The sequence below is a fragment of the Gemmobacter megaterium genome, from assembly GCF_900156815.1.
GTDB classification, from domain to species: domain Bacteria; phylum Pseudomonadota; class Alphaproteobacteria; order Rhodobacterales; family Rhodobacteraceae; genus Wagnerdoeblera; species Wagnerdoeblera megaterium.
Map to the genome: position 1 here is coordinate 71806 of NZ_FTOT01000006.1, position 13824 is coordinate 85629.

Here is a 13824-nt window from a genome sequence, read left to right on the forward strand (position 1 = left end):
GCAAGCTGGACCAAGCCGTCCTTATTTTGGCCAAGGTTTTTACCTAGGCATTCGCCGAGATTTCGCAGGACCACCTCATGACCAGTGCCGCATCCGACGTCATCTTTTCCGAAACGGATATCGCCATCGTCGGGATGGCTGCGCATTTGCCGGATGCGGAAACGGTGGGGCAGTACTGGCACAATCTGCGCACGGGTCTTGAATCGATCCGACATCTGAATGCCGAGGAATTGCTGGCCAATGGCGAATCCCCGGCGCGGATGCGGGCACGCAATTTCGTGCCCGCCGCCGTCGTGCTGGATCGCTTTGACCATTTCGATGCCGATTTCTTTGGCTTGTCGCCCAAAGAGGCGGCCATCATGGATCCGCAGCACCGCCAGTTCCTTGAAGTGGCCTGGGAGGCGCTGGAGGATGCAGGACATCCGCCCGAGACCTTTGCCGGTCAGGTCGGGGTCTTTGCCGGCTGCGGCATGGGCAGCTATTTCTATTTCAACGTCTGCTCCAACCCGGATCTGATGCAGAACACCGGCATGTTCCTGTTGCGTCATACCGGCAACGACAAGGATTTCCTGTCCACCCGCGTCAGCCATGTGTTCGACCTGCGGGGGCCGTCGCTGACTATCCAGACCGCCTGTTCCACATCGCTGGTCGCGGTGCATGTGGCGGCACAGTCGCTGCTGAATGGCGAATGCGATATGGCACTGGCCGGTGGTGTCACGATCGAACTGCCGCATGGCCGGGGCTATGTGTTCGAGGATGGCGAGATTCTGTCGCCCGATGGTCATTGCCACGCCTTTGACCACCGGGCACAGGGGACGGTGTTCGGCTCGGGGGCCGGGTGTGTGGTGCTGCGGCGGCTGAAGGATGCGATTGCGGATGGCGATCATATCTGGGCTGTGGTCAAGGGCACGGCGATCAACAATGATGGGGCCGCCAAGGCGGGCTATCTGGCGCCCTCGGTCGATGGTCAGGCCCGCGCGATTGCCGAGGCGCAGGCCGTGGCCGGGGTTTCGGCCGATACGGTCGGGTATGTGGAATGCCACGGCACCGGCACCTATCTGGGCGATCCGATCGAGGTCGCGGCGCTGACCCAGGCGTTCCGCGACACCACGGACAAGACAGGCTATGCCCGCATCGGATCGGTCAAGACCAACATCGGGCATCTGGATACCGCGGCCGGGGTGGCCAGCCTGATCAAGGTGGGGCTTGCCCTGCACCACAAGGAAATTCCGCCCTCGCTGGGGTATGAATCGCCGAACCCTGCGATTGATTTCGACAGTTCGCCCTTTCGGGTCAATGACCGGCTGTCGCCGTTTCCCGCGCTGGGTGCGCCGCGCCGGGCAGGGGTCAACAGCCTTGGCGTGGGTGGCACCAATGCCCATGCCGTATTGGAGGAGGCGCCTGCGCGCACGCCTTCGGGCCCGTCCGACTGGCCGTTTCAGCCTCTGGTGGTATCGGCCCGCAGCGCTCGGGCGCTGGACGAGGCATCGGGCCGTCTGGCCGCCCATTTGCGGGCGCACCCCGATCAGCCGCTGGCCGATGTGGCCTTTACCCTGAAAGAGGGGCGCCGCGCCTTTGAGCGCCGCCGTGTGCTGGTGGCGGAAACCCACGATCAGGCGGCTGGTCTGCTGGAAACCGGCGACCGGCACCGCGTGTTTACCCATACCCATCTGGGCGATGACCCGGAGGTGGTGTTCATGTTCCCCGGTGGCGGGGCGCAGTACGCCGGGATGGCGCGGGATCTGTATGAAACCGAGCCGGTGTTCCGCGACTGGATGAATCGGGGGCTGGATCACCTGCAACCCCGTCTGGACTATGATCTGCGCGCCCTGTGGTTGCCCGAGCCGGGGGCCGAGACGGCGGCGGCCGAGGCGCTGAAGCGGCCATCGGTGCAGTTGCCGCTGATCATGATCACCGAATATGCACTCGCGCAGCTTTGGATCAGTTGGGGAGTGCGGCCCGCGCATCTGATCGGTCATTCGATGGGCGAGAATACTGCCGCCTGCCTGGCCGGCGTCATGAGCTTTGAGGATTGCATCGGTCTGGTTCACCTGCGCGGCCAACTGTTCGACACCATCGCGCCGGGTGGGATGCTGTCGGTCCCGCTGTCAGAGGCGGATCTACGGCGCGAGATGGGCGACAGTCTTGATATGGCTTCTGTCAATGCGGCCGATCTTTGTGTCGTCTCCGGCCCGCAGGCAGAGCTGGACGCGCTGTCCGCCCGCCTGGCTGCCAAGGGAATCGAGTCGCAGCGCGTACAGATCGACATTGCTGCGCATTCGCGGATGCTGGAACCGATCCTCAAGCGGTTTGGGGATTATTTGCGTTCCATTCCGCTTGCTGCGCCGAAGCTGCCGATCATCTCAAACCGGACAGGCACAGCCCTGACGCCACAACAGGCGACGGATCCCGAATACTGGGTCTACCATCTGCGCGGTACGGTGATGTTCGCAAAGGGCCTTGCCGCACTGGCCGCCCCGGACCGGGTGTTCCTGGAGGTGGGGCCGGGCAAGGCGCTATCCTCGCTGGCACAGGCCAATGGCGTGGCGTCGAATCAGGTACTGTCCTCGTTGCGCCATCCGGATCAGGTGCTGGCGGATGACATCCATTTCATCAGCACGCTGGCCCGGCTGTGGGCGCTGGGCGTGGCGGTGGACTGGGCGCCGATCTGGGGCGACGGGCCGCGTCACCGCGTGCCGCTGCCGACCTATCCGTTCCAGCGCAGCCGCTATTTCATCGAACCGGGGCAGGCGCAGGCCACGCCGGACCGCCAGTGGCCCGAACGGATCGAAGACATGTCCCAATGGGGTTGGCGCCCGCACTGGCGCCCGCGCGCAGCCGAGGCCGAGGTGGATGCCGACGCGCTGGATCAGGCCGAGCGCCGGACCTGGCTGGTGTTTGCCGATGCTGTCGGGGTGGCCGCCCGTGCCGTTGCCCGCTTGCGCGCTGCCGGGCACCGGGTGGTCACGGTACAGGCGGGCGACCGCTTTGCCCGCATTGGCGAAGATGCCTTTGTCCTGTCGCCCGAACGTGGGCGCGAGGAGTATGACCGCCTGCTGCGCGACCTGGTGGCGCATGGGCTTGCTCCGCAGCGTATCGCGCATTTCTGGCTGGTAACGGATGCCGAGAGCTTTCGCCCTGGCTCCAGCTTTTTCCACCGCAATCAGGAACAGGGCTTCTGGTCGCTACTGTTTCTGGCGCAGGCGCTGGCCGAGGAAAACCTGCCCCGGCCCATCCATCTGGCGGCCTTCACCACCGGCGCCGCGCAGGTCAAGACAGAGCGTCTGGCCTATCCCGAGAAAGCCACATTGCAAGGCCCGCTGCGGGTGATCCCGCGCGAATTTCCGGGCATCACCTGCTCCAGCCTGGATCTGGTCTTGCCGGGCAAGGCGGGCGCCGAGGCGTTGACCGACCGCATCCTTGAAGAACTGCTGGCAGAGCCTGCGAACCTGAGCGCCGCCCTGCGTGGCGAGCGGCGCTATGAACTCGCCCTGCGGCCCCTGCCGTTGACCGAAGGCGCAGCCCCCCTGACGCAAGGGGCGGCGGTGCTGTTGACCGGCGGATTTGGCGGCATTGGTCTGACGCTGGCCGAACGGATGGTCACACAGCTAGGTGCCAGGATTGCCTTGCTGACCCGCAGCGCATGGCCGGATCCTGCGCACTGGCCCGAGATTTTGAGCACCGATCCTGGCGGTGCCCTTGCCACCCGTATCCGCGCCGTGCAGCATCTGGAGCGCCTGGGCGCACAGGTGCTGGTCGTGCAGGGCGACGTCTGCAACGTCGAGGAGATGCGGGCGGCGCGCCTTGAATGCGAATGGGCATTCGGAAAACTTGATGTGCTGATTCATGCCGCAGGCGTGGTTGCTGATGCGCCCATCCTGGCCAAGACCCCGGCGCAGGTCGAAGAAGTGTTCGGCCCCAAGGTGCACGGCACACAGGTGCTGGATCAGGTGTTCCCTGACGGGTCGTTGTCGCTGATCGTGGCATTCGCCTCGACTTCGGCGGTCATCGCCCCGGCGGGACAGGTGGATTATGTGGCGGCGAATGCGTTCCTGAACGCCTGGGCGCAGGCGCGCAGCGGCAAGACACGGGTGGTGGCGCTGAACTGGGGCATCTGGTCCGATGTCGGCATGGCGGCCGAGGCCGTGACAGGCCGCAAGCCCGCGCCGGTGGCCGCGGCGGATGTGCCGATGCTGGACCACGCCACATTCGACGCCCAAGGCAACCGCCTGTTCACGGCCGACTGGCAGGTGGGCCGCTGGTGGCTGGATGGCCACCGCACCACCGCCGGCGATGCGCTGATTCCCGGCACCGGCTATCTGGATCTGGCCGCGCAGGCATTGAAGGCGCAGGGTGAGACGGGCGCCTGGGAATTGCGTGATCTGTATTTCTTCCGCCCGCTGGCGGTGGCCGATGGCGACACCCGCCATGTCCGCCTGCGCCTGACCCGCAGCGATCAGGGCTATGCGTTCGACGTGCGCTCCGATGCCCGTGCAGGCGGGCGCACGGGGTATCAACTGAATGCGCAAGCGACCATCGGCTTTACCCGCGCCGCGCCGGGCCGGATCGACCCTGCTGCAATCGCGTCCCGTTGCGCCGCCCCCGTGACGGGTGACGGGCTGCGGTCCCCGCAAGAGGATCATCTTGCCTTTGGCCCGCGCTGGCGTGTGCTGTCCAGCATCGCATTCGGGCAGGGCGAAGGCATCGCCCGCCTGTCGCTGCCGCTGGACTATCGGCATGATCTGGCGGACGGGCATCTGATTCACCCTGCGCTGATGGATCTGGCGACAGGCTGGGCCATGGGGCTGATCGCGGGATATCAGCCTACACATCTGTGGGTGCCGGTGTCCTATGCCATGGTCCGTGTGTTCCGCCCCCTTCCGGCCGAGGTGATCAGTTGGGTGCGCAACGCGGGCGACAACCGTGCCGATGCGCCCTTTGCCACCTTTGATATCACGCTTGCGGATGCTCTGGGCAACATCTGCATCGAGGTGCAGGGATTCCAGATCCGCCGTCTGGATGGTCCCTTGTCGCTGATCTCTCGCGCCGACCCGCGCGAGATGGAGTTTGACGAAGACGAGTCGCGCGCATTGTCTCCGGCCGAGGAACGCCTGCGCCACAACCTGTCGCAGGGCATCCGCGCAACCGAAGGGGCCGAAGCCTTTGTCCGTGCGCTGGCCACCGGGCAGAACCCGGTGATCGTGTCGTCGATGCCGCTGCCCGCGCTGATCGCGCAAGCCGCCGAGGTGCAGGCCGAGGCGCCATCGGGCCAGAGCTTTGCGCGCCCCGAACTGGACAATGCCTATCTGGAGCCGCGCAACGACATTGAACGCACGCTGGTGGGCTTCTGGCAGGAGTTGCTGGGCGTCGGCCAAGTGGGGGTCGAGGACAGCTTCTTTGATCTGGGGGGCCACAGTCTGATCGCCGTGCGGCTGTTCGCCATGATCCGCAAGGCCTATCAGGTGGATTTTCCCATCTCGGTCCTGTTCGAGGCACCAACGATTGCCGCCTGTGCCGCGCTGATCGAGGCGCGTATCGGCCCGCAGGACAGCGGCGAAAAGCCCGCCACACCCCAGCGCCGCTTTACCCATCTGGTGCCGATGCACCAGGGCGAGGGCGGGGCGCAGCGCCCGTTCTTCCTGGTTGCGGGCATGTTCGGCAATGTGCTGAACTTGCGGCATCTGGCGCAGTTGATCGGATCCGACCGACCGTTCTATGGCCTTCAGGCGCGCGGGCTGTATGGCGATGAACAGCCGCATACCGATTTTGTCACCGCGGCCCGCGATTACATTGCCGAGATGCGGCAGGTTCAGCCGGTTGGACCATGGTTGATCGGCGGCTTCTCCGGCGGTGGCCTTATCGCATGGGAGATCGCCCGGCAGTTGGAAAGCGCAGGGGATCAAGTGGCGCAGGTGATCTTGCTCGATACGCCCCTGCCGCTGCGGCCTGAACTGACGCGCAAGGACAAGGCGCTGATCAAGCTGGCAGAGTTCCGGCGCAAGGGCCCGGCCTATGCGCTGGAATGGTGGCAGGCGCGGCAGGCGTGGAAGGCGCAGCAGGCCCAACCGCAGTTCGGCGTGCAGGAGCACCAGTTGCACAACGCCGCCATCGAGGCTGCCTTTCGCGCCGCCTTGCCGGCCTATGATCTGACGTCACGGAAGGGCCGCGTTGCCCTGTTTCGTCCGGCGCTGGACCGGCACTGGCAGGTGTCTGGCGGCCAATGGGTCAGCGCGGCCAAGGAATATGTCTATCCTGACAACCAGTGGTCGCCCTTTGCTCCGGCGCTGGAGGTGGTCGAGGTGCCGGGCGACCATGATTCCATGGTGCTGGAACCCAATGTCCGCGTGCTGGCAGCGCGCATCCGCAGGGTGCTGGATGCGGCTGAACCCGGTGATACCCCCTTGCAGGAGGCGGCGGAATGACCCGTGTCCTGACCGTCATCCTGAACTGGCGCACGCCAGAGATGACGCTGAAATCCGTCGAATCCGCCTTGGTGGCGATGCAGGGGATCGACGGCGCGATCACTGTGGTGGACAACGATTCCGGCGACGGATCCGAAGAGATCCTGCGTCGAGCGGTGGCGGATCGCGGCTGGTCGCGGGTGCGGGTTCTACAGGCCGGGCGCAATGGCGGCTTTGGCGCGGGCAACAACGTGGGCATCCGCGCGGGTCTGCCGGGGGGCGAACGGCCTGAATATGTCTATATCCTGAACTCTGATGCCTTTCCGGCGCCGGATGCCATTCGCCTGTTGCTGGATCATCTGGAGCGCCATCCGGAGGTGGGCTTTGCCGGCAGCTATATTCACGGGGTGGACGGGGTACCACATACCACCTGTTTCCGGTTCCCTTCGGTCTGGTCCGAACTGGAAGGGTCGGCCCGCACCGGCCCGATCACCCGTGCCTTGCGCAGCCATGTCGTTCCGATGGATATTCCCCGCTCTGGTGTGATGCGGGTGGATTGGACGGCTGGGTGCAGCCTGATGACGCGGCAATCGGTGCTGGATCGGATCGGCGCCTTTGACGAAGGCTTTTTCCTGTATTTCGAGGAAACCGACCTGTGCCTGCGTGGCGCCCGTGCCGGGTGGCCGACCGACTATGTCCGTGCGTCCGAAGTGGCCCATATCGGCTCTGAGTCGACAGGAATGAAGCGGTGGTCGCGCACGCCTCGCTACTGGTTCGACAGCCGCTGGCGTTACTTCACCAAAAGCCATGGGCGGGGCTATGCCGCGCTGGCCACGCTGACCCATCTTGCCGGAGGCGTCCTGTGGCGCCTGCGCTGTGCCCTGACCCGGCGGGGCACGGGCGATCCGCCACATTTCCTGCGCGATCTGATCGCGCATAGTCTTTCCATGGGAACGCGCATCCCCAGCACGGCGCCCGCCGTGCCAGATTCCGGGGCCAGAACCCCGGCACGGAGCCAGACATGACCCTGTCCGCCTTGTTCATCGGCAACGAATCCCTTCTGGTCCAATGCGCCGAAATCTGGCGCAGTCGTGGCCACAGCATTGCCGCCGTCGTGACGCGCAACGCCGAGGTCCGCCGCTGGGCCGAAGGCGTAGGGCTGCGGGTCGAGGCGCAGGCGCCCGGCCATGCCGACCGGCTGGCCGGTCTGCGCTATGACTGGCTGTTTTCGGTCGCCAACCTCAACCTGGTGCCAGAGGCGTTGCTGGCGCAGGCGGTCTGCGGGGCGGTCAACTTTCACGATGGTCCGCTGCCGCGCCATGCCGGGTTGAACGCGCCGGTCTGGGCCATCCTTGAAGGCGAGGCGCAGCACGGCATCACGTGGCACCTGATCGAAGGCGGCATCGACGAGGGGGATATTCTGGAACAGCGTCTGTTCCCGATCGCGCCCGGTGACACCGCGCTGACGTTGAACACCCGTTGTTTCGAAGCGGCCATCGACAGTTTCGGCCCGCTGGTTGCAAAGCTGGAATCCGGCGCACCCCGGCGCCAGCCGCAGGATCTGTCGCTGCGCAGCTATCATGCCCGCGATGACCGGCCCCGCGCCGCTGCGCGGCTGGATTTTGCCCAGTCCGACGCGCGCATTCTGGCGCTGGTGCAGGCGCTGGATCATGGCAGCTATGCCAACCCGCTTGCTTTGCCAAAAATAGAGAGTAGTGGCCGGATAGTCACTGTTTCTGCCGCCGAAGCTGTGACAGGTCACGGGGCGCCGGGACAGGTGCTGGCGGTGGATCAGGCAGGGCTGACGGTGGCCTGTGGCCAAGGGGCAGTGACACTGCGGGGGTTGCGTGACCTGTCGGGCGCGGTCTGCCCGATGTCCGTGGCGCAGGTGGGGGATGTGCTGCCTGCGGTCACGGCTGCGCAGGCCGCCCGCATTGACGCAGCGATTGCTGCCGTCGCCCCGGTCGAGGGCGCGACACGCCGTGCGCTGCGCGATCTGATCCCGGCAGAGGTGCCGATGGCAACCGCCGGAACCGTGCCAGACTGGCAGGTTCTGGCCCTGGCCGACCCGGCCATTGCGGCCATTGCCCTGTGGGCCTGCCGTCTGACCGCGCGCAAGGCAGTGGACATTGCGGTGCACGACCCGCGCCTGCCACAGGCGCCGGGCTATGTCGCCCCGTGGTCGCCCCTGCGCCTGACCTCCGATGGCGAGGTGGCGGCGCAGCAGGCCGCCCTTGCGCGCACCGCCCGCGCGCCGGGTTTTGCCGCCGACCTGCCGCTCCGCGATCCGGCCATTGGCGCCGTGACGATGCCGCAGATTGCACTTGCGCTTTCAGGTGACGATCCGCTTGACGGATCCATCATCACGTTGACCGCGACGGGCTTTCACTTCGATGCTGCCCGCCTGAACCCTGTCCTGGCCCGACTGCTTCATGCGCGGCTGGAGGCGATCGGACAGGCACTTTCAGCGGGACAGAGCCTGTCTGACATCCCGGCCATGCCAGAAGCCGAACGGGACATGACGGTGAATGGCTGGAATGCCACCGCGACAGACTATGCCCCGCGGCCCATTCACACCGCGTTCGAGGCACAGGTGGCGCGCACGCCCGACGCCATCGCGCTGGTACATGAGGCAAGCAGCCTGACCTATGCCCGGCTGAACGCAGCCGCCAATCGTGTGGCCCATGTGCTGCGCGAGATGGGGGTTGGGCCGGGCACGCTGGTGGGCCTGTGCACGCGGCGCACGCCGCATCTGGTGATCGGGGCGCTTGGAATCCTCAAGGCAGGCGGCGCCTATGTGCCGATGGATCCTGCCTATCCTGCCGACCGCATCGCACTTTACGCCGAAGATTCGGGCGCCCCGGTGATCGTCACGGAATCCGCGTTGTCGGACAGCTTGCCGCCGGGCACCGCGCAACTGTTGCTGGACCGCGATCCGCGCATCGACACGGCCAGCACGGCGAATCCCGATGGGGGGGGCGGGCCGGACGACATGGCCTATATGATCTACACCTCGGGATCGACCGGGCGGCCCAAGGGCGTGATGATCGAACACCGCAATGTGGCGAATTTCCTTGCCGGAATGGATGACCGGATCGGCACCGATCCGGGGACATGGCTGGCCGTCACCTCGCTGTCCTTTGACATTTCGGTACTGGAACTGTTCTGGACCCTGTCGCGTGGCTTCAAGCTGGTTCTGATGGGCGATGCCGACCGTGCGCTGGTGTCCAACGGCCCCGCGGTCAGCGACCGGACGATGGAGTTCAGCCTGTATTACTGGGGCAATGACGATGGTGTGGGCCCGGCAAAATATGAGTTGTTGCTGGAAGGCGCCAGGTTTGCCGATACCCACGGCTTCTGCGCGGTCTGGACGCCGGAGCGGCATTTCCACGCTTTTGGCGGCCCGTATCCCAACCCATCGGTGACAGGTGCGGCGGTCGCGGCGGTGACACGGAACATCGGCGTGCGCGCGGGGTCGTGCGTTGCCCCGCTGCACCATCCGGCCCGGATTGCCGAGGATTGGGCGGTGATCGACAACCTGACCAACGGACGGGCGGGGCTGGCCATGGCCTCGGGCTGGCAGCCGGACGATTTTGTCCTGCGCCCCGAGAACACCCCGCCGAACAACCGTCAGGCGCTGTTTGACAGCATTGATCAGGTGCGCCGCCTGTGGCGCGGCGAGAGTGTCGAATTCCCTACCGCCTCCGGCACCCCGTTTGCCGTGCTGACCCAGCCACGTCCGGTGTCGAAAGACCTGCCGATCTGGGTCACGACCGCCGGCAACCCGGCAACATGGCGCGAGGCGGGCGAGATTGGCGCCCATGTGCTGACCCATCTTTTGGGCCAGAGCATCGACGAGGTGGCGGACAAGATCGGCATCTATCACGCCGCCCTGCGCAAGGCGGGCCATGATCCGGCCGATTTCACAGTCACGCTGATGCTGCACACCTTTGTGGCGCGTGACCGGGAAACGGCCCGTCGCATCGCGCGCGAGCCGATGAAGGACTATCTGCGCGCCGCAGCCGGGCTGATCAAGCAATATGCCTGGGCTTTCCCTGCCTTCAAGAAGCCGCAAGGTGTGACCAACCCCATGGACATCGACCTGCGCGACCTGTCAGGCGACGAGCTTGAGGCGATCCTGGATTTCGCCTTTCAACGGTATTTCGAGGACTCGGGCCTGTTTGGCACGGTCGAGGATTGTCTGGCTCGTGTCGAACAGCTCAAGCGTATCGGCGTGACCGAGGTGGCCTGCCTGATCGACTATGGCATTGCCAAGGATACCGTTCTGGAAGGGCTGTTCCCGCTGGCCGAGGTGGTGAAACGTGCCAATGCGGGCGCATCGGTGGCAGAGACCGATTTCTCCATCGCCGGGCAGATCTTGCGCCATGGTGTCACCCATCTGCAATGCACCCCCTCCATGGCTCGCATGATCGCGATGAACGACGAGGCGCGGGTCGCGCTCTCGCGTCTCCAGACTGTCATGATCGGGGGCGAGGCGCTGCCCGGCGGGCTGGTGGCCGACCTGAACAGGGCCACGCGCGCGCGCATCCTGAACATGTATGGCCCCACCGAAACAACCATCTGGTCCACAACCGAGGTGGCGACAGCGGCGGAATCGGTGGTCAACATCGGTACACCCATTGCCAACACCCAGGTCTATGTTCTGGACGAAAGCCAGCAGCCCTGCGCCGTGGGCGTGCCCGGAGAGTTGTGGATTGGCGGCGATGGCGTCGCGCGCGGGTATTGGCAGCGCGCGGATCTGACGGCGGAACGGTTCCTGCCCAATCCCTTCCACGGCGGGCGCATGTACCGGACCGGCGATCTGGTGCGCTGGCGGGCCGATGGGCGGCTGGATTTTCTGGGCCGGGCCGACCATCAGGTGAAACTGCGCGGCTACCGGATCGAGCTTGGCGAAATCGAGGCGGTGGCCGAAACCTTTCCCGGTGTGCGGCAGGCCGTGGTCATGGCGCGCGAGGACAGCCCCGGCGATCTTCGGTTGGTGGCCTATGTCGCTGGCGACAGTTGGTTGGCGACCGACGGGCTGCGCGCCCATATCGCCGCGCGGTTGCCTGAACACATGATCCCGGCCCATGTCGTGAAACTGGGGGAATTTCCGTTGACCCCCAACCGCAAGGTGGACCGCAATGCCCTTCCGGCGCCCATGGCCACGGCCGCCGTGACTCAGACGTTCGAGCCGCCGCAGGATGGCGTGCAGGCCACCATTGCCGCTGTCTGGCAGCGGGTGCTGAACGTGCCGTCGGTGGGCGCGCGCGACAATTTCTTTGCACTGGGCGGGCATTCGCTGCTGGCAGTGCAGGCGCACCGCGAGATCCGGGCGGCGCTGGGCAGCGCCAGACTGTCGATCACCGACATCTTCCGCTTTCCGACGCTGGCCGCGCTGGCGGCCCATCTGGGCGAAGGGCCGGTCACGTCGCAACCGGCAAACGATGATGGTGCCGCTCTTGGTGACAGGGCCGCGCAACGCGCCGATGCCATGTCGGCGCGGCGTGCCTTGCGCGCGCGGCGAGGGGCCTGATGTCCTCGCGTCCGCAGCAGGCCGCGGCGGCGGCACAGGCATTGTTCCCTCCGGGGGCCGAGGTGGCCGTGGTCTCGATCGGCGCGGCTCCGCCCGCCTGGCCGTCCGAGGCCGCAGCGGTTGCCAGTGCCGTTCCGGCCCGTCAGGCCGAATTTGCCGCCGGTCGCGCCGCCGCGCGGGCCGCGCTGGAGGCTTTGGGCCTGCCGCCGGTTGCCGTTCCGGCCCTGTCCACGCGGGCGCCGGGGTGGCCTGCGGGCATCGCCGGGTCGATCTGTCATACCGATGGGCTGGCGCTGGCGGTTCTGGCGCCGCGGCGTCAGTGCCTGTCGCTTGGGCTGGATGCCGAACCTGATGAACCGTTCCCCGAGGAACTGGTGGACAGTGTGACCTTGCCACAAGAGCGCCGCTGGATTGCCGCGCAGCCGGATCGCGCGCGCGCGGCGCGGCTGATCTTCGTGGCCAAGGAGGCCGCCTATAAGTGCCAGTTTCCGGCCAGCCAGACCCTGATCGGTTTTGATGCGATCCGTATCGAGTTGCGGCCCGCCGGGCGGTTGATGGCCACCTTTGTGCGACCTGTTGCGCCGTTCCGTACCGGCGACAGCCTCACAGGCCGATACGGTCACGGCGGCGGGCTGGTGATGGCGGGGTTCACGCGCGGGGCAACAAGGACGTCAGATGGTCCATTCGCGCCTTGAACTCGGACGCAAAGTCATGGGCCTGCGCAAATCGCCATCCGATCTCGGCAGATTGGATCAGATCGGCGCGGTTGCGGTCCCATGCGGCGATCCTGCGGGCCAGGGCCGCCACATCGCCCAAGGGGGCAACCTGCCCGCAGTCGCTGTCCGAGGCCAGCCGGGACCACATCCGGTTGGCATACCCGGCCACCGCAAGGCCGCAGCCCATTGCCTCGATATAGCTGCACGAGGGGTCGGACTGGCGATGGCACGACAGAAAGATGTCGGCACCGCCCCGGCTGACCGGAACCAGCCCCGTCTCGAAATCCACGGGGTCGTGCAGGCGCACCGCGCCGCCGAAGCTGCGCAGCCCCTGAAGAATGGTGTCGCGCAGCGACCCGGCGCCATAGATGTCCAGCGTCGCCTGCACCCCAAGTGCCCGCAGCGCGGCCATCACTGGCAGCAGATCCTGCGCGCCCTTCATCGGCTCCAGCCGCCCGGAATGGATCAGCCTCAGCGGCGCCCCGTCGCGCTGGCGCGCGGCGCGCGCGGTCATCTCTTGCGGAGTGGCCATCAGGCGGGGCGTCATGCGCCCGTCGATGTAGAGCATCGTGTTCGGGTTCAGCGAGCGGTAGCTGTCATAGGCGGGATAGCCATTGGCCTGCACCCCGTCGGCGGCCTTCAGAGCGGCACGGCGGCGGCGTTCCTGCCGCAAGTTCCACAGCGCCGACCATATCTTGCGGGGCAGCGACTTGCTTTGATCCAGTCCGACAATCCGCAGTCGGGTCTCCAGTGTGTATTCCAGCGAATAGACCAGAATCGCCCCGGCAGCGCGCGCGGTCGGGCCAAGGCCAAGGGCCTGCGCGTCGTCTGCGGCGGCAAAGACCGCACGGATGCCTGCCATTTCCGCCGGGCCGACCGGCTGATCCGGGTCGAGGATCCGCAGATCAAAGCCAAGCGCCGAAGGGTCATAGTCGGCGCCAAATGGTATGGGGGCCGCGTTCCGGCGCAGAATGCAGCGCACCGGGCCGTTCCAATGCGCGCAATGTGCCCGCATTCCCTCGACGAACTTGATGTCAAGCCGCAGGGTTTCGCCCTGTTCCAGAACCGGAGCGGTGGCCACGATCAGCAATCCGGTCAACACAGGCTCCTGTTGCGCAAAGAAGGGTTGCATGGGCAACCTAGCTTTACACTGATGGAATGCAAACCATTC

5 protein-coding genes are annotated in these 13824 nt (G+C 66.2%); 4 read left to right on the forward strand and 1 reads right to left on the reverse strand.

The window, feature by feature from the left end:
- Window positions 1-77: 77 nt before the first annotated feature.
- The 4 genes from BW970_RS14195 to BW970_RS14210 are packed head-to-tail and all read left to right on the forward strand — an operon-like array spanning window position 78 to window position 12632.
- Window positions 78-6422: a type I polyketide synthase gene (locus BW970_RS14195; protein WP_076532506.1), complete on the forward strand. Its 6345-nt coding sequence runs from the start codon at window positions 78-80 to the stop codon at window positions 6420-6422.
- The gene (locus BW970_RS14200) at window positions 6419-7426 is read left to right on the forward strand and encodes a glycosyltransferase family 2 protein (RefSeq protein WP_076532509.1); all 1008 of its coding nucleotides are present in this window, start codon (window positions 6419-6421) and stop codon (window positions 7424-7426) included. The genes BW970_RS14195 and BW970_RS14200 overlap by 4 nt, the downstream gene beginning before the upstream one ends.
- Window positions 7423-11937: a MupA/Atu3671 family FMN-dependent luciferase-like monooxygenase gene (locus BW970_RS14205; protein ID WP_076532512.1), complete on the forward strand. Its 4515-nt coding sequence runs from the start codon at window positions 7423-7425 to the stop codon at window positions 11935-11937. Before BW970_RS14200 ends, BW970_RS14205 begins: the two co-directional genes overlap by 4 nt.
- A complete protein-coding gene (locus BW970_RS14210) occupies window positions 11937-12632 on the forward strand; it encodes a 4'-phosphopantetheinyl transferase family protein (protein ID WP_076532514.1) in 696 nt (231 codons plus the stop codon). Before BW970_RS14205 ends, BW970_RS14210 begins: the two co-directional genes overlap by 1 nt.
- On the opposite strand, the gene BW970_RS14215 is transcribed toward BW970_RS14210, so the two are convergent.
- On the reverse strand, window positions 12586-13752 hold the full coding sequence (locus BW970_RS14215; protein WP_159441445.1) for a glycosyltransferase: 1167 nt from the start codon (window positions 13750-13752) through the stop codon (window positions 12586-12588). The genes BW970_RS14210 and BW970_RS14215 overlap by 47 nt on opposite strands.
- Window positions 13753-13824 lie beyond the last annotated feature (72 nt).